Origin of the sequence: Faecalimonas umbilicata (assembly GCF_042846195.1) — a bacterium.
GTDB lineage: Bacteria > Bacillota > Clostridia > Lachnospirales > Lachnospiraceae > Faecalimonas > Faecalimonas umbilicata.
Window position 1 is genome coordinate 779,713 of record NZ_AP031411.1, and the last position, 22,380, is coordinate 802,092.

Consider the following 22,380-nt stretch of genomic DNA (forward strand, 5'->3'; position numbering starts at 1 on the left):
GGAAAGTGGTATAACTGCCGGAGATTGTGAGAATCCTCTGACTAGAAAATGTTCTAGGAGGAAGGCAGTCATGGCATTAAGTAAAGTTGAAATATGTGGAGTCAATACAGCGAAGCTTCCTCTCCTAAGCAATGAGGAGAAGGAAGCTTTGTTTGTGAAGATCAAAGAAGGGGATGAAGCGGCAAGAGAGCGGTATATCAAGGGGAATTTAAGGTTGGTCCTGAGCGTGATCAAGCGGTTTGCAAGCAGCAATGAAAATGTCGATGATCTTTTTCAGATCGGTTGTGTCGGGTTGATGAAGGCGATTGATAATTTCAATACAGATCTTCAAGTAAAATTTTCAACCTATGCGGTTCCGATGATCATAGGAGAAATCAGGAGATATCTAAGAGACAATAATTCTATCCGTGTGAGCCGTTCTTTAAGGGATACTGCGTATAAGGCAATCTATGCGAAAGAAGGCTATATGAAAAGACATTTAAAAGAACCGACAGTAGAAGAGATTGCAGAGGAGATTGGAATTGCGAAAGAAGATATTATCTTTGCACTGGATGCCATCCAGGCACCGATGAGTCTGAATGAGCCGGTGTATAATGACAGTGGAGATGCGCTGTATGTGATGGATCAGATTAGTGACAAGAAGAACCGGGAGGAATATTGGGTGGAAGGTCTTTCTCTGGAAGCGGCGATGGAACGTTTGAATGAAAGGGAGCGTTTTATTATCCAGCTTCGTTTTTTTGAAGGAAAGACACAGATGGAAGTGGCGAGTCAGGTAAAAATCTCACAGGCGCAGGTAAGTCGTCTGGAGAAAAATGCACTAAAGACAATGCGGCAGTATTTGGCGGGGTAAAAGAAGCATTGCGAAATCCATCTAGGATAGGGCAAAAGATAGGTAGTGTTATTCTGTGAAATGCCGGAAGAAAAAAGAAAAAAGAAGAGGGGAAGACGGTGGAGCAGAGAAGAAAAACAATGAAAACACTGCTGATTCTAGTGCTTGTAGCAGTATGTACTTTGCTTTGCACAGCAAGTGAGTCCGGGTCAGAAGAAAATTTCTTGTTGAAATTTCAGCCTATTCATACTATTATATGGATATAAAGGAGAGAGACAATGTATAAAGCGTGCATATTTGACTTAGATGGAACATTGACAAATACGCTGGATTCCCTTGTAAGATCCGTGAATCTGACGTTGTGTGAGATGGGACTGCCAGAGATTACAAGAGATCAGTGCAGGCAGTTTGTAGGAAATGGAGCAAGAGTGCTGATGGAGAAAGCATTGATGGCTTCTGGGGCAAGAGATCTTTCAAGAATAGAAGAGGCGATGGAGATTTATGGAAGGATATTTCATGAGAACTGTATGTATCATGTAGAACCATATGCGAAGATCCGAGAGCTTCTGGAAGGATTAACGGAACATCAGATTGAGAGGGCGGTTTTATCGAATAAACCGCATGCCCAGACGGTTCAGGTAGTGCAGGACGTATTTGGAAAAGAGTTATTTTCCTACGTGCAGGGGCAGTGTGAAGGGTATCCGAAGAAACCGGATCCGACGATGGTATTTGAGATTGCCAGAAAGCTTGGAAGGAAGATAGAAGAATGTGTCTATATCGGAGATTCCGAGGTAGATATCAGAACCGGAAGTGCAGCGGGAATGCGGACGATCGGAGTTACATGGGGATTTCGTTCTAAGGAAGAATTGCTAGAAGCAGGAGCCGTGGAGACGGTGGATGATCCGCTGGAAATATTGGAACTCATATCATAAGAAAAACATGCATAGAAATACAAAAAGAGGAAATGAAGGAGGATATATGCGATGTACGAATATGATGAGGATTGTTTAAAGGTGTTTTTAAAGAACCAGTCACAATTATTTGATGAGCCGGTGGCAGAGACACTGGAGGAAGCAGAAGCGTTTTTAGAGGACTGTATGGCAGTAATCGTAGACTCTTTGCAGGAAGTAAGAGAGTATTTTGAAGAGAATGGTGCAGACGTTGATGGAATGTCAGATGAAGAGCTTGAGGAGGCTTCTGAAGTGTTTGCATTGCCGGGCGGACAATATCTTGTCGTAGAAGGGTAGCATATTGGCCTGTTTATATGGAAAAATAACTGCTTTGTTGATTGATAAGATCGTACAAGACCAACTAAGAGAGCAGAACATTATAAAAGCCGCAGTCATTTGACTGTGGCTTTTTTGAGTGCTTCTTCGATGGTATCTAAGATGACTTGGGAAGTATAGGGATTCTCTTGCGGCAGAGAAATATTTTCAAGAGACTGTGTGTCGTATACTTGCTCTGCAATATCTTCGATCGCCGGTTGGATCAAAGGAAACATAGTAGTTACCGTGTCATCTAGATTTGAGAAACGGATAGAATTGATGTGGGAGGCGTCGACGGCGACTTCCACTTCCAGATCGGTGTTGTTCAGTGTCAGTGTGGAAGTGTATATGCCGGGTTGATATTGCTTAGCTCCAGGGCTCCCCTCTTTCTTTTCAGGAAGAAACATAAAAAAGAGAAGGAGCAGAAGCAGGATGCCAAGTACAATGAAAATAGTAGTGTAGATGATTTCCTTCATGTGAAGGACGACGATTTTTGTTTTCGAACTCATATATGCCTCCTGTGAATGTATGCTTGAAAAAGAACTATGAAATAATTGTTTTAATATACTTTATGATACGGCAGAAGGAAATATGCGTGACAAACAGGGGCGTATCCTGTAAAATGGGAACGGAGGTGACAATGTATGTATATTATTATTGGATTAGGAAATCCGACAGCACAGTACGAAGGAACAAGACATAATGTCGGATTTGATGTGATAGACCGACTGGGAGAGAAATATAATATAGCTGTGGATACAAAGAAACACAAGGCATATATCGGGAAAGGTATGATCGATGGTCAGAAAGTGATCCTCGTAAAACCGCAGACCTATATGAATCTGAGTGGAGAGAGTGTGAGGGAACTTGTAGACTATTACAAAGTGGATGCAGAAGAGGAAGTTCTTGTGATTTACGATGACATCAGTCTGGATGTCGGACAACTTCGAATTCGGAAGAAAGGAAGTGCGGGAGGACACAACGGAATTAAGAATATTATCGCACATCTCGGCACACAGGTATTTCCGAGAATCAAAGTAGGAGTTGGGGAGAAGCCAAAGAATTACGATCTGGCAGATTATGTGCTGGGACACTTTTCCAAGGCAGAGAGAGCGCAGATGGAAGAAGGGTATGATCGTGCGACAGAGGCTGTCCGTCTGATTCTTGCAGGAGAAATTGATGCTGCGATGAACCAGTATAACAAAAAGCAGACGACGGTATAAAAATGAAAGGAGTAGGTGTGTATGGAAGCTCTTTTGGAGCCTTTGAGGGAACTGGCAGAGATTGAAGAGATTCAGAACGAAAAGAAAAAAGAAGCAGGATTGATTCAGATTACAGGATGTGTCGGTTCACAGAAGACACATCTGACCTGTGCACTTGGCAGCGACTGCAAGTATAAGTTGATTGTAACTTCCGGAGAATCAAAAGCAAAGCAGATGTATGAGGAGTATCGTTTCTTAAAGGAGACTGTATATTTATATCCCGCAAAAGATTTGCTGTTTTATCATGCAGATTTGCGAGGAAAACAGCTTGTCAGCAGCAGGATGGAAACAATTCAGGCACTTCTCCTTGGGGAAGGGTGTACAGTCATCACAACATTTGATGCGTTTATGGATTCTCTTTTGCCGATTGAGACGATCCGGGAGAGAATTTTTTCTCTGAAGGTAGGAGATATTATTGATTTTGAGAAAGTTCAGAAAGATCTGACGCTTCTTGGATATGAAAGGGAAGTGCAGATTGAAGGGCCGGGACAGTTTGCGGTGCGTGGGGGAATCTTAGATGTATACCCGCTCACTGAGGAGGTTCCGGTCCGCATAGAACTTTGGGATGATGAAATTGATTCGATCCGCACATTTGACGTGGAGAGTCAGAGATCGATTGAAAATCTGGAAGAGATTACAATCTATCCGGCGTCCGAGTTCATGGATGAGAAGACAAAGCGCGTTTCATTTCTAGACTACTTTCCGCGAGAAGATACGCTTTTATTTTTGGAAGAGCCGGCACGGCTGATAGAGCAGGGGGAAGCAGTCGAAGCAGAATTTATCGAGAGTATGAAGAAGCGTGTGGAGACCGGGTGTGAAGTGTCAGACGAAGAAGTGAAGCTGTTTGCACCGAAGGAGATTGCATCGAAGATGAATCAGTATCCGGGGATCGGGCTGTCGATTCTGGAAGGCAAAAGAAATCTGTTTCATGTAAAGAAAAGTATTCACCTTCAGGTAAAGGGAGTGAATCCGTACAATAATAGTTTTGAGACACTTACGAGGGATCTGGCGCGGCTGAAACGGAGCGGTTACAGAGTGATCCTTTTATCTGGATCCAGGACGAGAGCAAAGCGTCTGGCAGAAGATTTGAGAGATTATAGTTTGAGCAGCTTTTACAGTGAAGAGATGGATCGGGAAGTGCAGCCGGGAGAGATCATGGTCGCCTATGGGCATGTAGATGAGGGATACGAGTATCCACTGTTAAAGTTTATTGTAATCTCGGAGACAGATATTTTTGGGAAGAAAAAGAAGAAAAAGAAACGGAAAACTTATGAAGGACAGAAAATCCAGAGCTTCTCGGATCTGAAGGTCGGAGATTATGTCGTTCATGAGAATCACGGACTTGGAATCTATCAGGGAATTGAGAAGATTGAAGTCGATAAAGTTGCAAAAGATTATATGAAGATCTCTTATGCAGATGGAGGGAATCTTTACATTCTTGCGACACAGCTGGAACTGATCCAGAAATATGCAAGTGCCGATGCAAAAAGACCTAAGCTGAATAAGCTCGGGGGACAGGAATGGGCGAAGACGAAGACGAGAGTCCGTGGGGCAGTCAAAGAAATCGCAAAGGAACTTGTGGAATTGTACGCGGCAAGACAGAAGGAAGAAGGATATGTCTACGGAGAAGATACCATTTGGCAGCGTGAGTTTGAGGAAATGTTTCCGTTTGAGGAGACCGATGATCAGTTAAATGCGATCGAGGCAACTAAAAAAGATATGGAAAGCAAGAAGATCATGGACCGCTTAATCTGCGGGGATGTCGGATACGGGAAGACAGAAGTGGCAGTCCGCGCCGCATTTAAGGCAGTGCAGGAAAGTAAGCAGGTGGTGTACCTCGTTCCGACAACGGTGCTTGCTCAGCAGCATTATAATACGTTTGTACAGCGGATGAAGGATTTTCCGGTGAGAGTAGACCTGCTGTGCAGATTTCGGACTCCGGCACAGCAAAGAAAGACAATCGATGATGTGAGGAAAGGTCTTGTAGATATTGTGATCGGGACGCACCGCGTACTTTCAGATGATCTGAAATTTAAGGATCTTGGCCTGTTGATCATCGATGAGGAGCAGCGGTTTGGGGTACAGCACAAAGAGAAAATCAAGCAGATGAAAGAAAATGTAGACGTGCTGACACTGACAGCAACTCCGATTCCGAGAACGCTTCACATGAGTCTGATCGGAATCCGAGATATGAGCGTGTTAGAAGAGCCTCCGATGGACAGAATGCCGATCCAGACATATGTCATGGAGTACAATGACGAGATGGTACGTGAGGCGATCGAGCGGGAACTCGCAAGAGATGGACAGGTATATTATGTGTACAACAGGGTACAGGATATCGATGAAGTCGCAGACCGGATTCAGAAACTTGTGCCTGAGGCAAATGTGGCATTTGCACATGGACAGATGAGGGAACATCAGCTGGAGCGGATCATGTATGATTTTATCAACGGAGAGATCGATGTATTGATCTCGACGACGATCATTGAGACCGGGCTTGATATTTCCAACGCAAATACGATGATCATACACGATGCGGACCGGCTTGGACTTTCTCAGCTGTACCAGCTTCGCGGGCGTGTCGGGCGGTCAAACCGGATGGCATATGCTTTTTTACTCTATAAGAGGGATAAGCTGTTAAAAGAAGTGGCAGAAAAAAGGTTGTCCGCGATCCGTGAATTTACAGACCTCGGTTCTGGATTTAAGATTGCCATGAGAGATTTGGAAATACGAGGAGCGGGAAATCTTCTTGGGGCAGAGCAACATGGACATATGGAAGCAGTTGGATACGATCTGTACTGTAAAATGTTAAATGAGGCAGTGAAGCATCTGAAGGGCGAAGTAGAGGAAGAACCATATACGACAACGGTGGACCTAAATGTGGATGCATATATTCCTGCATCGTATATTCCGAATGAATATCAGAAGCTGGATATCTATAAGCGGATCGCAGGGATTGAGACAGAGGAAGAGATGGATGATATGATCGAGGAACTGATCGATCGCTTTGGAGATATTCCAAGAAAAGTTCAAAAGCTTCTGGCGATTGCGAACCTGAAAGCGATGGCACACCGACTGTATATTACGGCAGTAGAACAAAAGGGAGAAGAGTATCAATTTACCATGTTTGAGCATGCCAGAATTCGGACAGAAAAAATTCCGAAGCTTTTGGAACTGTACAAAGAAGAGTTGCATTTCAAAATGGATACGCCTCCATATTTCCTCTATCATAAGAAGAACAGAAACCGAAAAGGCAAAGAGGAAGATCCAATTGAAGTTGTGAAAAAAGTGTTAATTGATATGAAAACATTGCTAGAATCATAGTCAGAGAGTATAATGAGAGAGTTAGAAACACGAAGGAGGGCAATTATGAGAAGGACAGGAAAAAAAGCGGCAGCGCTTGCTGTGACAGCAGCACTGGCAGTTTCCGCTGCCGGCTGCGGGTCTGTCAAAGACAGCGATGTGGTAGTTACGATTGGTGGAGAAAAAGTGACTGTAGGTGTTGCCAATTTTTTTGCGCGCTATCAGCAGGCAGAATATGAAACATACTACTCAGGAGTGATGGGAGAGGACATGTGGTCTACAGAGATTTCCAAAGGGAAATCCTATGAGGAGACGGTGAAAAATCAGATCTTAGAGACACTGGAAAATATGTATGTACTCGAAGACCATATGGGCGATTACAAAGTCGAGATCACCGAGGAGGAAAAGAAGAAGATCAGTGAGGCAGCAAAAGCGTTTGATGAGGCAAACGGACTGGAAGAAAAGGGAGCTGTTTCCGGAACAACAGAAAATGTAGAGCGGATGCTGACACTTGTGACGATTCAAGAGAAAATGCAGAAGGCGATGGTCGCAGATGTGGATACAGAAGTGTCTGATGAAGAGGCGGCACAAAAGAGTATGCAGTATGTCAACCTTTCTCTGACAAAGACAAAAGAAGACGGAAGCACAGAGCAGATGACCGAGGAAGAAAAGGCAGAGGCAAAGAAAAAGGCAGAAGCATTCCAGAAAGCAGTTAAGGAAGGGGCTGACTTTGCAAAGACTGCAAAAGAGAAGGAACTGGAAGTAAAGACAATGACTTTTGACGAAGAGACGACAACTCCGGATGAGGGATTGATGACGAAGGCGAATAAACTTGGCGAAGGGGAAGTCTCAGAGGTGATCGAGACGGACAGTGGCTACTATGTGTTGAAAGTGACAAGCCTTCTTGACCGGGAAGCGACCGATGCAGAAAAAGAATCTATCGCAGAAGAGCGAAAGGAAAAACAGTACAAAGATCTGTGCGAAGAGTGGAAAAAAGATGTAAAGATTGAAGTCAATGAAAAGGTATGGGATAAGATCAGTTTCGAGAAAAAAGGGATTAAGATGAAACAGCAGGAAGAGATTCCATATGCAGAAGGATCTGACACAGATAAAAGTGACCAGAAATAATCGAAAATAGAAGAATGGAGGAGATTTGATGAGTAAGATTGAAGAAGTAAGAAGTGCGATGGTAAGTGCGATGAAGGCAGGGGACAAGGAGACGAAGGAGTCCTTATCACTGCTTTTATCTGCGCTGAAGAATAAGGTGATTGACAAAAAAGGAGATCTGACACCGGAAGAAGAGACACAGGTTATCCTAAAAGAGATCAAGCAGACAAAAGAGACGTTGGAACTTGCACCGGCAGACCGAAGTGACATTGTGGAAGAATGCCAGAAGAGAATTGCAGTGTTGGAACAGTTTGCACCAAAGATGATGTCAGAAGAAGAAATCCGCGGAGTGATCAAAGAGGTGCTTGCTTCTCTGGCGCTGGAGACACCGACAGCAAAAGACAAAGGAAAGATTATGAAAGAACTGATGCCGAAAGTAAAAGGAAAGGCAGATGGAAAGCTTGTAAATGACATCGTACTGTCTTTTCTGAACTAGTTCGGGAAAACGGAAGATCTCCCGAAAAAGCGATGAGAGAATGTGCTAAAAAAGTTCTGAAAAAGATGTAAAAAAAGATTGTTTAATTGCAACGGCTGATATAGTATAGAGGTAACAAAAAGGAGAAAGGGCGGAGGTATATGATGAGCATTGTATGGTTGGCGTTGATTGTGATTTTTCTGATCGTTGAGATCGCCACAGTAGGACTGACTTCCATCTGGCTTGCAGGAGGTGCACTGGCGGCACTGGTGGTAGAACTTCTCGGACTTGGAATCGTATGGCAGATCGCAGCTTTTCTGATCGTGACTTTTATACTGTTATATTTTACGAGACCTTGGGCGCAGAAATATTTGAATGCGAAATCAGTGAAGACAAACTATGAGAGTCTGATCGGGCAGAAAATTAAGATGACAGAGCAGGTAGATAATTTGAGTCAGACAGGGAAAGCAGTCGTCAACGGACAGGAATGGACGGTCAGAGCGGAAGCAGATGGAGACATTCTGGAACCGGGCGATTTCGGAGAGGTACTCAGGGTCGAGGGTGTAAAGCTGATCGTAAAGAAAATTTGACAAAAAAAGAAAGTATGGTACAATGCTATATGAAATGACAAATTTCATATAGCATTTTGCTAGGGGAGCCCAGGGCTGAGAAATCACATTGCGTGATGACCCTCACTACTTGAACCGGTTAGTACCGGCGGAAGGAAGCAGTACCAGAATGGTTCCTCCTGTAAAAAAATAATAAAGGAGGTTTTTTTATGTCATTTTTTGTAACAAAAGCAGATGGGGCATACAGTCTGACAACGGCAGGTTATGTGGCAGTTGCTGTGATTCTTGTGGCATTGATCGTTGTAGCTGCGCTGTTTGCAAAATGGGAGAAGAAAGAAAAAAAGAAAATTGGAACAAAACAGCTTGTCGTATGTGCGATGGCAGTTGCACTTGCGATGGTGACATCGATGTTAAAGATTTATTCTTTTCCATTTGGTGGATCGGTAACATTATTCAGCATGTTGTTTATCTGTTTCGTTGGCTATTTATATGGACCGGCGACGGGGATGCTGACTGGGGCGGCCTACGGGGTACTTCAGCTTCTGATTGAACCATATATTTATTTCCCACTTCAAGTGCTTGTAGATTATCCGCTCGCATTCGGGGCACTCGGACTTTCAGGATGTTTCAGCAAATCCAAACATGGTCTTGTAAAAGGATACTTGTTTGGCGTTCTTGCAAGATATGTATTTGCGGTAATTTCCGGATGGCTCTTTTTTGGAGAATATGCGTGGGACGGTTGGGCGGCGCTTCCATATTCGCTTGTATATAATGGATGTTATATTTTTGCAGAGGCAGCGCTTACAGTTCTCGTTTTATCGATTCCGGCAGTCTCCAAAGCGATGAAGAAAGTGAAGATAACAGCGGTCAACTAATCAATCGGATAGAATTAAAAATAAAAATGTCATAAATTCCTTCATTTTACAGATACTATTTCCAGAAATGGAAAACAAAGTAAAATGGAGGAATTTTTTATATGAAAGCAACAGGAGTCGTAAGAAGAATTGATGATCTCGGGAGGGTTGTAATTCCAAAGGAAATCCGACGGACACTCAGGATTCATGAAGGAGATCCACTTGAAATCTTTACCGATCGAGAGGGAGGTGTCATTTTAAAGAAGTATTCTCCAGTCGGAGAAATGACACCGCTTGCGATACAGTATGCGGAAAGTCTTGCCCAGGTAGCAAAATGTACTGTCTGCATCACCGATCATGAGACGGTAGTCGCAGCGGCGGGAAATGGAAAAAAAGAATTTGCGGGGAAAAGAGTCAGCGAGGCATTTCAGACCTGTCTAAGTGACAGAAAGGAGAGATGTGCAGCCAGAGGGGAGAAAGGATTTGTTTTATTGACAGAAGGGCAGAGCGCAGTCTTTACGGAGGAAATCATCAGCCCGATTGTGGCAGAGGGAGATGTGATCGGTGCGGTTGTACTTTTGATGAAAGAGGAAACAAAGAGGACGGAAGATGGAGCAGAAAAGCTTGCACTTGCAGCGGCAGCTTTTCTCGGGAAACAGATGGAATTTTAAGATGGTCATAAAACATTGTGGACGGGCATAGATTAGAGTGTACTTATTATTTGGTGCAAATACGCTTGAAATCTGGGAGGGACGACAATGGAGAAGACAATCAGACAGGAAATGAAAGTCACATGGGTGTTAAAGGCGCTGATGGCAGCTTACGTTGTGACCGGCTTACTTCTTTTGCTGCTGACGCTGCTTGTATACAAGATGGAGTTCAGTGAGGAAAAGGTGACGGCGGGGATTACAGCGATCTATGTACTGTCCACATTTGTGGGCGGACTTGTGATCGGGAAGCTTTCCAAAATGAGAAAATTTTTGTGGGGACTTGCGGTCGGAATTTTATATTTCGGGTTATTGCTTTTGATTTCCTTTGGGATTTATCGTACCTTACAAGGAAATGGGACGAATATTTTGACGTCGTTCCTGCTCTGTGCGGCAGGTGGAATGGCGGGTGGAATGATTTCTTAAAAGAAAGTCTTTTAAATCTTACATGCATGTGATATAATAAGCTAAGTTAATGCTAATTTAAGGAGGAATGTAAGATGAAGCACATTAAAACATTAAATACTCAGACATTAAACAATACAATGAAAAAAGGCGGATGTGGAGAATGCCAGACATCTTGTCAGTCAGCATGTAAGACATCTTGCACAGTTGGAAATCAAACTTGCGAACAAAAGAAATAAGCTAACATCGCACAGATTGAGATCAGGCAGCGGCTTCGGTCGCTGCTTTGTCTTTGCGTTAAGAAGAAAGGAGCAGAACACAAGTGATTCATCAGTATGTAAATAATGGGTATCACATCGTGCTGGATGTCAACAGCGGTTCCGTTCATGTTGTAGATGAACTTTGCTATGATGTCATTCAGGCGCTGGATACAATGGGAATAGATCAGGCAGAAAATCCTGTGGAAGAGTTGAAAAAAGAAGAAACAGCAGCAGGGCTTTTGGAGAAGCTTTCAGCAAAATATGCAGAGAGTGATCTGAAAGATGCCTATGGAGATATCGTGGAACTGACAGAAGCAGGTCAGTTGTTTACAAAAGATATTTATGAACAGTATATCGGGGAAGTGAAGCAGAGAAAGACAGTGGTAAAGGCGCTCTGTATGCACATCGCACATGACTGTAATCTTGCCTGCAAATATTGTTTTGCAGAAGAAGGAGAATATCATGGAAGAAGAGCGCTGATGTCCTATGAAGTTGGAAAGAAAGCGCTGGATTTCCTGATCGCAAACTCTGGAAACAGAAGAAATCTGGAAGTAGATTTCTTTGGAGGGGAGCCTTTGATGAACTGGCAGGTTGTCAAAGACCTGGTGGCATACGGACGTGAGCAGGAAAAGATACATAACAAAAATTTCCGTTTTACGATCACAACAAACGGTGTACTTTTAAATGATGAGGTACAGGAATTTGTCAACAAAGAGATGGACAATGTTGTCTTAAGTCTTGATGGAAGAAAGGAAGTCAACGATAAGATGCGTCCGTTCCGCAATGGAAAGGGAAGTTATGATCTGATCGTGCCGAAATTCCAGAAGCTTGCAGATAGCAGAAATCAAGAGAAATACTATGTGCGTGGGACATTTACAAGAGATAACCTTGATTTTTCAAAAGATGTGCTGCATTTTGCAGATCTTGGTTTCAAACAGATCTCTATTGAACCGGTCGTAGGGGAAGATTCAGATTTCTATTCTATTAAAAAAGAGGATCTTCCAAAGATCTTTGAAGAGTACGATGCACTTGCAAAAGCACTTGTAGAGAGAGAGCAGGAAGGAAAAGGAGTGAATTTCTTCCACTTCATGATCGATCTCGACGGTGGTCCGTGCGTTGCAAAGAGATTGTCTGGATGTGGTTCGGGCACAGAGTATCTTGCAGTGACGCCTTGGGGAGATCTTTACCCTTGTCATCAGTTCGTAGGAGAAGAAGAGTTCCTGATGGGAAATGTAGATGACGGAATTGTGAAGCCGGAGATCGCAGAGGAATTCCGGGGATGTAGTGTATACTCCAAAGAAAAATGTAAGAATTGTTTTGCGAAGTTCTACTGCAGCGGTGGTTGTATGGCGAACTCTCAGAAGTTCCACGGATCGATCCATGACACATATGACATCGGATGCGAGATGGAAAGAAAGCGTGTAGAATGCGCAATCATGATGAAGGCAGCATTGGCAGAGTAAGGGAAAGAAGGTAACAGGACATGAAAAAATCAAGAGGAGTATGGAGCCTGATCGCGACTACACTTCTGATCGTTTTGCTCGGATTTACGACAATCGTCGGATTCGGAAAGGGAAAGATTGGTTCTGTAAAGAACATCACACTGGGGCTGGACCTTGCCGGTGGTGTGAGTATTACCTATCAGGCGAAGGATAAAAATCCTACTTCAGAGCAGATGAGTGATACGATCTACAAGCTTCAAAAGCGTGTGGAGCAGTATAGCACAGAGGCGACAGTTTACCAGGAAGGTGACGACCGGATCAACATTGAGATTCCGGGTGTGACAGATGCAAATAAGATCCTCGATGAGCTTGGAAAACCGGGGTCATTGGTATTCCAGGATTCAGAAGGAAACGTTGTCTTAGAAGGAACGGATGTGAAGACAGCTTCTGCAAAGACAACGCAGGATGAGATGAACAATAAAGAGTATATCGTGGAACTGATCCTCACAAAGGACGGTACAGATAAATTTGCCAAGGCGACAGCGGAAAATCTTGGAAAACAGATTGCGATCGTCTATGATGGAAAGACGATCAGCAATCCGGTTGTACAGTCTGAGATTGATGGCGGACAGGCCTATATAGACGGAATGGCTTCCTATGAAGAGGCAGAAAATCTGGCATCTACAATCCGTATCGGAGGACTTCAGCTGGAACTGGAAGAACTTCGCTCTAATGTAGTCGGAGCGCAGCTCGGAGAAGAGGCAATCAGCACAAGTCTTCTTGCTGGAGCGATCGGACTTGCGATCGTGCTTGTATTTATGTGTATTGTATATCTGCTTCCGGGATTTGCATCCAGCATTGCTCTGATCATTTACACAGGACTGACACTAGTACTTTTAAATGCATTTAATATCACATTGACTCTACCGGGGATCGCTGGTATCGTGCTGTCCATCGGTATGGCGGTCGATGCAAATGTCATTATTTTTGCGAGAGTCAGAGAAGAACTGGCAGCAGGAAGGGCTGTGAAATCAGCGCTTCGCATCGGATTTCAGAAAGCATTGTCTGCAATTATTGATGGAAATATCACAACATTGATCGCAGCACTGGTACTTGGATTAAAAGGAACAGGAAGTGTCAAAGGGTTTGCACAGACACTTGCACTTGGTGTGGTTGTGTCCATGTTTACAGCACTTTTCATTACAAGAATCATTATCTTCTCGCTGTATGCGATCGGTTTCCGTGATGTGAAGTTTTATGGAGCGAAGAAGACAACGAAAGTTCGCAACTTCCTCGGAAAGAAAGCAGTCTGCTTTGCTATCTCCGGAGTGATCATCCTCGGCGGACTTGGAATCATGGGATATCATGCAGCAAAAGGGCAGGGGGCATTTAAGTACAGCCTGGAATTTATGGGAGGTACTTCCACAAATGTGACATTCAATGAGGATTACTCAATCAAAGAGATTGATTCCAAAGTGGTTCCGGTTGTTGAGAAGATTACAAAAGATGCAAATGTGCAGACACAAAAAGTTGATGGTTCCAATGCGGTCATTATCAAAACGAGAAGTCTTGACTTAGAGGAGCGTGAAGCATTTAATAAAGCAATGGTAGACAATTTTGATGTGGACGAAAGTCTGATCACTTCTGAGAATATCAGCTCTACCGTAAGTTCCGAGATGAGAAGCGACGCAGTTGTTGCGCTTTTAATCGCGACAGCCTGCATGCTTCTGTATATTTGGTTCCGCTTTAAAGATGTGCGCTTTGCAACAAGTGCAGTCATCGCATTGTTAAATGACGTACTGTTTGTTGTAGTTTTCTATGGAGTGGCAAGAATTTCTGTCGGAAATACATTTATCGCATGTATTTTGACAATGGTCGGATATTCGATCAACTCGACGATCGTTATCTTCGACCGTATCCGTGAGGAATTGAAAGTGCAAAAACGTAATGAAGATTTGGCGACACTTGTCAACCGCTGTATTTCTGAGACACTGACAAGAAGTATCTATACGAACTTTACAACTTTTGTTATGGTTGTAATTCTCTTTATTCTCGGAGTAAGCTCTGTGAAAGAATTTGCGGCACCACTGATGGTTGGGATCGTAGGAGGAACTTTCTCTTCAATTACGATCACAGGTGCACTTTGGTACATTATGAGGACAAAGATTCAGAAGAAAAAATAGAAAAAGACAGGGGCGGGAGAACGAGGAGGTTCTTCTGCCCCTGTTTTTCGATGAGGTATATGATGGAAAAATGGTTTATTATGCGGAAGGGTGCACCGTTTCAGGAAATTGCACAGAAATTTCACATCAGCCCCATTCTCGCAAGACTGATCCGGAACCGGGAGATCACGGATGAGGAAGAGATCAGACTTTATTTAAACGGAACGATCGCAGAACTCCACGATGGAATTCTGATGAAAGATATGGACCGTGCAGTGGAAATTTTAAGTGAGAAGATCCGGGAGAAAAAGCCGATCCGGGTGATTGGGGATTATGATATTGACGGGGTGAATGCAACATATATCCTTTTGGAAGGAATAGAAAAGCTTGGTGGAGTTGTGGACAGCGACATCCCGGATCGTATGAAAGATGGATATGGACTGAATCAGGAATTGATCAACCGTGCGCTGGAGGCGGGGGTCGACACAATCATCACTTGTGATAATGGAATTGCGGCGGCAGAAGAGATTGCCTATGCGAAGAAGATGGGGATGACGATCATTGTCACGGACCATCATGAAATCCCATATGAAGAAAAAAATGGGGAAAAAGTGTATGAACTTCCACCGGCAGATGCGGTCGTTGATCCGAAGCGGATCGACTGTGAATATCCGTTCTCTTCCCTGTGTGGCGCGGCAGTGGCTTATAAGCTGGTGGAAACACTCTTCAATGTGATGGGGCAGGACGTGGAGGACGTAGATTATCTGATGGAAAATGTGGCGATTGCGACGGTAGGAGATGTGATGGATCTTGTCGGAGAAAACCGCATTTTTGTAAAGCAGGGACTGGAGATGCTAAAGTGTACAAAAAACTATGGACTGGATGCTTTGATTGAATGCACCGGCGTTGACCGGGCACATTTGTCTGCATATCATATTGGATTTGTCATCGGACCATGCCTGAATGCGGGAGGAAGGCTTGACACGGCAAAACGGGCATTGGAACTTCTGAGAGCCTCCAGTCGGAGAGAGGCAGATATGCTTGCGGGGGATCTAAAAGCATTGAATGACAGCCGAAAAGAAATGACACAGGCAGGGGTCGAGGAGGCGGTGAAGATGGTAGAGACAACAGCGCTTCAGAAAGACAAAGTGCTTGTGATTTTTCTTCCGGACTGCCATGAAAGTCTGGCCGGAATCATTGCCGGACGGATCAGAGAACGGTATCACAAGCCGGTATTTATTCTTACAAAAGCAGAACAGGGAGCAAAGGGCTCTGGCAGGTCGATAGAGAATTATGATATGTACGAGGAGATGAGTAAGTGCAAAGCTTTGTTTACCAAGTTTGGAGGACATAAGATGGCAGCAGGATTATCGCTTCCGGAAGAGAATATCGAAGTATTTCGCAGACAGATGAATGAAAAAACGGTACTGACACAAGAGGATTTCTGTGAGAAAGTATCGATCGACATGCAGATGCCACTCCAATATGTGACAGAGGAACTGGTAGAGGAACTGGAACTTCTGGAACCGTTTGGAAAAGGAAATACGAAACCGGTTTTTGTAGAAAAAGATATGCTTGTTTTAAATAGCCGGATTCTCGGGAAAAATCAGAATGTGCTGAAGATGCAAGTGAAAGACTTGGGAGGAACGGTGATGGATGCGATTTATTTTGGAGAGGCACAGGAATGTCTGGAAAAAATCAGGAGAGCAGGGGGAAAAATCACAGCGACGTATTATCCATCGGTCAATGAATTCCGTGGACAGAAGACACTTCAGATCGTGATACAAAATTACAGGTGATTCGATATGATATAAATGTTGTTTCAAAGCAAAAAAAGTGATATACTAAACAATATCGTTTGAAGCAAAGGAGAAGGAGGGATCGAGATGTCAGAAACACTGGAAATCAGACCAAAAGAATTTAAAATGGTGGACGGCCACGCAGTTAAGGAGCCGGAAGACTATCAAGATCCCGAACTGTTGTACCAGTCATTAATCAAGAGGATAAGAGAGTATCATCCATCGGCGGATATCTCTATGATCGAGAAGGCATACCGGATTGCAAAGCAGGCTCACGAAGGACAGAAGAGGAAGTCCGGAGAGCCTTACATCATCCATCCACTTTGGGTAGGAATCATTCTGGCAGAGCTTGAGATGGATAAAGAGACGATCGTTGCAGGAATTTTGCATGATGCTGTGGAAGATACGATCATGACGAGGGATGATATTGAGAGGGAATTCGGCGCGGAGGTAGCACTTCTTGTGGAGGGGGTCACAAAGCTTGGACAGTTATCTTATTCAAAAGATGTCGATAAGATGGAACTTCAGGCAGAGAACTTAAGGAAGATGTTTCTTGCGATGTCCAAGGATATCCGTGTGATCATCGTGAAGCTGGCAGACCGTCTGCATAATATGCGTACGGCACAGTTTTGGCCGCCGCACAAGCAGAAGGAGAAGGCGAGAGAGACGATGGATATCTACGCTCCGATCGCACAGAGACTTGGAATTTCTAAAATCAAGAAAGAACTGGATGATCTGGCGCTGAAGTACTATCAGCCGGAAGTGTTCTATGATCTTGTGAAGCAGATTAATGACCGGAAGACAGAGCGGGAGGAATTTGTACAGCAGATTGTAGATGAGGTGGCAAGCCATATGAAGAATGCGGACATTCAGGCAGAAGTCTATGGCAGAGTGAAGCATTTCTTCAGTATCTATAAAAAGATGGTCAATCAGGATAAGACAGTAGATCAGGTCTATGATCTGTTTGCGGTCCGCATCATCGTAGATACGGTGAAGGATTGTTATGCCGCGCTTGGTGTGATCCATGAGATGTACACACCGATTCCGGGAAGATTTAAAGATTATATTGCGATGCCAAAGGCAAATATGTACCAGTCTTTACATACAACGCTGATGGGACCTGCAGGACAGCCGTTTGAGATCCAGATCCGAACGAAGGAGATGCACAAGACGGCCGAGTATGGTATCGCAGCACACTGGAAGTACAAAGAGAGCGGGGATGGCAAGAAGAATATTGCCATGCAGGAAGAGGAGAAGTTAAGCTGGCTCAGGCAGATTCTCGAGTGGCAGCAGAATACGGACAATCGTGAATTTTTAAGTCTGTTAAAGGGCGGTCTGGATCTGTTTGCCGAAGATGTTTACTGCTTTACGCCGAACGGAGATGTGAAAAATCTTCCAAATGGTTCTACACCGATTGATTTCGCCTATGCGATCCACTCGGCAGTCGGCAACAAGATGGTCGGGGCGAGAGTCAACGGAAAGCTTGTGACGATTGATTACAAGATTCAGAACGGAGACCGCATTGAGATACTGACATCACAGAATTCTAAGGGACCGAGCCGTGACTGGTTGTCGATCGTCAAGAGTACGCAGGCAAAGAATAAGATCAATCAGTGGTTTAAGAAGGAGTTCAAAGAGGAGAATATCATCCGCGGAAAAGAGATGCTTCAGGCTTATTGCAAGGCAAAATCTCTCGTGTTGAGTGACCTGACAAAGCCAAAATATATGCAAGTTGTGCAGAAGAAATATGGATTCCGAGACTGGGATGCAGTGCTTGCGGCGTTGGGACATGGAGGACTCAAGGAGGGACAGATTGTCAATCGCCTTGCTGAGGAATATCAGAAGGATCACAAGGAAGAGATCACGGATGAGACGATTCTTGAGAAAGTGTCAGAGGCGTCCAAACATAAAGTGCACATCGCAAAATCAAAGAGCGGAATTGTCGTAAAAGGAATCGATGATATTGCAGTCCGTTTTTCAAGGTGCTGCAATCCGGTGCCGGGGGATGAAATCGTGGGATTTGTGACAAGAGGAAGAGGAATGTCGATTCATCGCACAGACTGTGTCAATATTCTTCACTTGTCTAATGCAGAGCGTGCACGGCTGATCGATGCAGAGTGGGAACAGACAGAAAGCGATGCATCCAATGGACAGTATATGGCAGAGATTAAGATGTATGCGACAGATCGGCAGGGAATGCTGATGGAGATTTCCAAGATCTTTACGGAGAATAAGATTGATGTCAAGTCCATGAATGTGCGTACTAGTAAGCAGGGAACTGCGACCATTGAGATGGGATTTATTGTGCGCGGTCGTGAGGAATTGGCAAGACTGATTGAAAAGATGCGTCAGTTAGAAGGCGTGATCGATATAGAACGTAGTGTGGGGTAACAAAAAGAGATGAAAGTAGAACGTTTTTTAACTGGAATATTAAGTACGAACTGTTATGTTGCATGGAATGAACAGACGAAGGAAGCCGTAATCGTAGATCCGGCGGCATATTCCAAGAAGTTGGCAGAATTTCTCCGAGAAGAGGGATTAAAGCCGCAGGCAGTGCTTCTGACACATGGACATTTTGACCATATTATGGGGCTGGATGCATTGCTTGAGGAGTATCCGGTTCCGGTATATGTCCATGAAGCAGAGAAAGGACTGATCGCAGATCCGAAGACAAATCTTTCTTTGACTTATACAAACGGGTACGTCTTTGAGGATGCAACCTATGTGACGGACGGTCAGAAGATTGCGGCTGCAGGGGTGACATTTGAAGTATTATTTACACCTGGACATACATCGGGCGGATGTTGTTATTACGCGGAGACAGAGAACATGTTGTTCAGTGGGGATACACTGTTTCGGTGTTCCGTCGGAAGGAGTGATCTGCCGACGGGGGATGAGACGACATTGATTCGTTCTATCAAGGAGAAGCTCCTTGTTCTGCCGGAAAATACAGTGGTATATCCAGGGCATATGGCAGCGACGACTATTCAGACAGAGAAGACTGCAAATCCATTTTTGGCGTAAGTGGTGAAAAGATAAAACCAATTCTGTTCAGAAAAATGTCAGAATTATACAAGGAGCAGAAAAGGTGTTTTGTGTAAGGTAACTGAGGGCGGGGAAGCATTTTCCCGTCCTTCCTTCGTAAGAGAGAAGAGGAGTGCTGTCTGTGACAGTGGTGTAAAAAACACAGTGAGAGAATAAATGAGGAAGAGAAGAGAATGATTCGATTACGGATAAAAGACAAAAGTTATATCTATGATGTATTTCATATTGTAAAAGCATTTTTCCCAAATGAGACAGTAGAGCAGGAAATTGATGAGGAGCAGGGAATGTTTCTGGAGCTGGAGGTGTGTGTGCAGGAGCGCATTTGCAGAATCTGTGCGGAGATAAAGGAACTGGATGCATATGAGACAAAAAAAGAGAAGAAGCAGTATCTGGACCGAAAGATTTACCGGGCGCTTGCAGAATATTCCGGGAAAACGCTGGCGTGGGGAATCCTAACGGGGATCCGCCCGACAAAAATCGCAATGAAGATGTTAGAAGAGCAGATGGAGGAAGAAGAGATTCAGAGAACTCTCATGGAACAATATCTGATGAGTGAGGAGAAAGCACGCCTTGGAATCGAGATTGCAAAGCGCGAGAAGGCCCAGCTGGAGCAGCTTGATTATGAAGATGGATATAGTCTCTATGTGGGAATCCCATTCTGTCCGACCACCTGTGCGTACTGTTCGTTTACCTCATACCCGATCGAAGCATGGAAGACGAGGGTGGAGGAATATCTCGATGCACTTTGCAAGGAAATCAGCTATGTCGGGGATATTTCAAAAGAGAAGAAATTAAATACAATCTACATTGGTGGAGGAACGCCGACGACGTTGGAAGCAGATCAGTTAGATCGTCTGCTCACACATTTGGAAGAGACATTTTCTTATGAGGAGATAAAGGAGATTACCGTGGAGGCAGGGCGGCCTGACAGTATTACAAGAGAAAAACTGGAAGTGCTGAAGCGCCACAAGATTCCGCGGATTTCGATTAACCCGCAGACGATGCAGCAAAAGACTTTGGATCTCATCGGGAGAAGGCATACCGTGGAGGATATTCTCCGCGTGTATGGGATGGCGAGAGAATTGGAGTTTGAAAATATCAACATGGATCTGATTGCCGGACTTCCGGGAGAGACGGTGGAAGATGTCAAAGACACGTTAAGGCAGATTGAGGAACTTTCTCCTGACAGTATTACGGTGCACTCGCTGGCAGTTAAGCGTGCATCAAGGCTGGCACAGATGCCGGAATTGAAAGAGGCTGCGCTCCAGGAGGAAAGAGGACGGCAGATGGAAGCGATGATAGATCTCGCAGCGGAGAGTGCTGCGCGGATGGGAATGAAACCGTATTATCTGTATCGCCAGAAAAATATTGCCGGAAATTTTGAAAATGTTGGCTATGCAAAGGTTGACAAAGCAGGAATATACAATATACTTATTATGGAGGAAAAACAGTCTATCGTAGCAGTGGGAGCAGGAGCCTCCACAAAGGCTGTATTTTCGGCGGCAGAAGACCAGTTAAAGAACGGTCAGCCGGGAAAAGAAGTAAAATTAGAAAAAAGGATTGAGCGTGTGGAAAATGTCAAAGATGTGGGACAGTATATCGCACGGATCGACGAGATGATAGAGCGAAAGGGAGAACTATTATGGCATTAAAGAAAAAGCCCGTAACCGGGATGAAAGATATGTTACCGAGAGAGATGCAGATCCGGGATTATGTGATCCGTCTGATCAAGGAGACATATGGAACATTTGGATTCTCTTCGATTGAGACACCATGTGTGGAGCATATCGAGAACCTGTCGAGCAAGCAAGGGGGAGAGAATGAAAAGTTGATCTTTAAAATTTTAAAACGTGGAGAGAAGTTAAAGCTGGACACAGCAGAATGTGAGGCAGATCTCGTGGATGGTGGACTCAGATATGATCTGACTGTTCCGTTATCCCGTTATTATTCCAACAATGTCAGTGAGCTTCCATCTCCGTTTAAAGCGCTGCAGATGGGAAATGTGTGGAGAGCTGACCGTCCGCAGAGAGGGCGCTTCCGTCAGTTCATGCAGTGCGATATTGACATCTTAGGAGAACCAAATAATCTTGCGGAGATAGAATTGATCCTTGCGACGACGACACTGCTTGGGAAACTGGATTTTAAAAACTTTACTGTCCGTATCAATGACCGGAAGATCTTAAAGGCGATGGCAGCTTACAGCGGATTCGAAGAGAAAGACTATGATGATGTATTTATCATCCTGGACAAGATGGATAAGATTGGTCTGGACGGTGTAGAAAAAGAACTGCAGGAGCATGGATATCCGAAAGAAGCAGTTGAAAAATATCTTCAGTTATTCAAGGAGATTACAAATGATATCGAGGGAGTACGCTACTGCAAAGAAAAATTAGAGGGATACCTTGAGGAAGCGACTGCAGATGGACTGGAGATGATCATCGCAAGTGTGGACAGTGTGAAAGAAGCAGATTTTAAGTTAAGTTTTGACCCGACACTGGTGCGGGGAATGTCTTACTATACCGGAACAATCTTTGAGATTGCGATGGATGAGTTCGGCGGCTCTGTCGGAGGTGGCGGAAGATATGATGAGATGATCGGAAAGTTTACCGGACAGCCGACACCGGCATGCGGATTTTCAATCGGATTTGAGCGGATCGTCATGCTGCTTTTAGAGAGAGGATATGAGATTCCGGACAACAAAGAGAAGCTGGCGCTCTTGATCGAGAAAGGAATGCCGCAGGAGAAGATGCTGGAAGTGCTGGCATTTGCAAAAGAGCAGCGTGCTGCAGGGAAGCAAGTAATGCTCTCGATCATGAAGAAAAACAAAAAATTCCAGAAAGAACAACTTTCTCAGGAAGGTTACACAGAAATTAAGGAATTTTTTAAATAAATATGG

Annotated in this window: 20 protein-coding genes and 1 riboswitch; of the genes, 19 read left to right on the plus strand and 1 reads right to left on the minus strand. The window is 44.2% G+C overall.

Annotation, left to right across the window (positions count from 1 at the left end; translation table 11 throughout):
* Positions 1–70 precede the first annotated feature (70 nt).
* The 3 genes from sigG (at position 71) to ACGG81_RS03805 (ending at position 2,076) form a co-directional block, all read left to right on the plus strand.
* Complete coding sequence (sigG, locus tag ACGG81_RS03795) at positions 71–850, plus strand: RNA polymerase sporulation sigma factor SigG (protein ID WP_009262934.1); 780 nt, start codon at positions 71–73, stop codon at positions 848–850.
* Between the two features lie 257 nt (positions 851–1,107).
* Positions 1,108–1,761: an HAD family hydrolase gene (locus ACGG81_RS03800; protein WP_120091300.1), complete on the plus strand. Its 654-nt coding sequence runs from the start codon at positions 1,108–1,110 to the stop codon at positions 1,759–1,761.
* A 51-nt stretch (positions 1,762–1,812) separates the two neighbouring features.
* Positions 1,813–2,076 carry a glyoxalase gene (locus ACGG81_RS03805; RefSeq protein ID WP_008976455.1) on the plus strand — a complete coding sequence of 88 codons (264 nt, stop codon included), beginning with the start codon at positions 1,813–1,815 and terminating at the stop codon, positions 2,074–2,076.
* 95 nt (positions 2,077–2,171) lie between these two features.
* Here the strand turns inward: ACGG81_RS03805 and ACGG81_RS03810 are convergent, their stop codons facing one another.
* Positions 2,172–2,603, minus strand: a complete 432-nt coding sequence (locus ACGG81_RS03810) for a hypothetical protein (RefSeq protein ID WP_008976454.1) — start codon at positions 2,601–2,603, stop codon at positions 2,172–2,174.
* Positions 2,604–2,738: 135 nt separating this feature from the next.
* Here ACGG81_RS03810 and pth point away from each other — a divergent pair, with 135 nt between their 5' ends.
* From pth to hisS, 16 genes are all read left to right on the plus strand, one after another.
* A complete protein-coding gene (gene pth / locus ACGG81_RS03815) occupies positions 2,739–3,317 on the plus strand; it encodes an aminoacyl-tRNA hydrolase (protein ID WP_008976453.1) in 579 nt (192 codons plus the stop codon).
* 21 nt (positions 3,318–3,338) lie between these two features.
* Entirely contained in the window at positions 3,339–6,680 is a 3,342-nt protein-coding gene (gene mfd / locus ACGG81_RS03820; RefSeq protein ID WP_117576725.1) for a transcription-repair coupling factor, read from the plus strand.
* 45 nt (positions 6,681–6,725) lie between these two features.
* On the plus strand, positions 6,726–7,787 hold the full coding sequence (locus ACGG81_RS03825) for a peptidyl-prolyl cis-trans isomerase (protein WP_390109673.1): 1,062 nt from the start codon (positions 6,726–6,728) through the stop codon (positions 7,785–7,787).
* 28 nt (positions 7,788–7,815) lie between these two features.
* Positions 7,816–8,262, plus strand: a complete 447-nt coding sequence (locus ACGG81_RS03830) for a GatB/YqeY domain-containing protein (protein WP_390109675.1) — start codon at positions 7,816–7,818, stop codon at positions 8,260–8,262.
* Between the two features lie 143 nt (positions 8,263–8,405).
* A complete protein-coding gene (locus tag ACGG81_RS03835) occupies positions 8,406–8,831 on the plus strand; it encodes an NfeD family protein (protein WP_009262928.1) in 426 nt (141 codons plus the stop codon).
* Between the two features lie 51 nt (positions 8,832–8,882).
* A riboswitch (TPP riboswitch) is annotated at positions 8,883–8,984 on the plus strand.
* Positions 8,985–9,019: 35 nt separating this feature from the next.
* Positions 9,020–9,685, plus strand: coding sequence for an energy-coupled thiamine transporter ThiT (thiT, locus tag ACGG81_RS03840; RefSeq protein WP_390109677.1), 666 nt, complete (start codon positions 9,020–9,022; stop codon positions 9,683–9,685).
* 101 nt (positions 9,686–9,786) lie between these two features.
* Complete coding sequence (locus tag ACGG81_RS03845; protein WP_008976447.1) at positions 9,787–10,335, plus strand: stage V sporulation T C-terminal domain-containing protein; 549 nt, start codon at positions 9,787–9,789, stop codon at positions 10,333–10,335.
* 87 nt (positions 10,336–10,422) lie between these two features.
* Positions 10,423–10,797 carry a TIGR04086 family membrane protein gene (locus tag ACGG81_RS03850; protein WP_008976446.1) on the plus strand — a complete coding sequence of 125 codons (375 nt, stop codon included), beginning with the start codon at positions 10,423–10,425 and terminating at the stop codon, positions 10,795–10,797.
* Positions 10,798–10,871: 74 nt separating this feature from the next.
* A complete protein-coding gene (gene scfA, locus ACGG81_RS03855; RefSeq protein WP_008976445.1) occupies positions 10,872–11,015 on the plus strand; it encodes a six-cysteine ranthipeptide SCIFF in 144 nt (47 codons plus the stop codon).
* Positions 11,016–11,098: 83 nt separating this feature from the next.
* A complete protein-coding gene (gene scfB / locus ACGG81_RS03860) occupies positions 11,099–12,499 on the plus strand; it encodes a thioether cross-link-forming SCIFF peptide maturase (RefSeq protein ID WP_390109682.1) in 1,401 nt (466 codons plus the stop codon).
* 20 nt (positions 12,500–12,519) lie between these two features.
* A complete protein-coding gene (secD, locus tag ACGG81_RS03865; RefSeq protein WP_390109685.1) occupies positions 12,520–14,661 on the plus strand; it encodes a protein translocase subunit SecD in 2,142 nt (713 codons plus the stop codon).
* Positions 14,662–14,723: 62 nt separating this feature from the next.
* Positions 14,724–16,439 (plus strand): single-stranded-DNA-specific exonuclease RecJ, encoded by a 1,716-nt coding sequence (gene recJ, locus ACGG81_RS03870; RefSeq protein WP_317344674.1) that lies wholly within the window; start codon positions 14,724–14,726, stop codon positions 16,437–16,439.
* A gap of 87 nt (positions 16,440–16,526) precedes the next feature.
* Positions 16,527–18,830, plus strand: coding sequence for a RelA/SpoT family protein (locus ACGG81_RS03875; RefSeq protein ID WP_008976441.1), 2,304 nt, complete (start codon positions 16,527–16,529; stop codon positions 18,828–18,830).
* 9 nt (positions 18,831–18,839) lie between these two features.
* Positions 18,840–19,463, plus strand: coding sequence for an MBL fold metallo-hydrolase (locus tag ACGG81_RS03880; RefSeq protein WP_008976440.1), 624 nt, complete (start codon positions 18,840–18,842; stop codon positions 19,461–19,463).
* 194 nt (positions 19,464–19,657) lie between these two features.
* Positions 19,658–21,136, plus strand: a complete 1,479-nt coding sequence (gene hemZ, locus ACGG81_RS03885) for a coproporphyrinogen dehydrogenase HemZ (RefSeq protein ID WP_317344676.1) — start codon at positions 19,658–19,660, stop codon at positions 21,134–21,136.
* Positions 21,127–22,374 (plus strand): histidine--tRNA ligase, encoded by a 1,248-nt coding sequence (gene hisS / locus ACGG81_RS03890; protein WP_016439348.1) that lies wholly within the window; start codon positions 21,127–21,129, stop codon positions 22,372–22,374. The genes hemZ and hisS overlap by 10 nt, the downstream gene beginning before the upstream one ends.
* Positions 22,375–22,380: the final 6 nt, after the last annotated feature.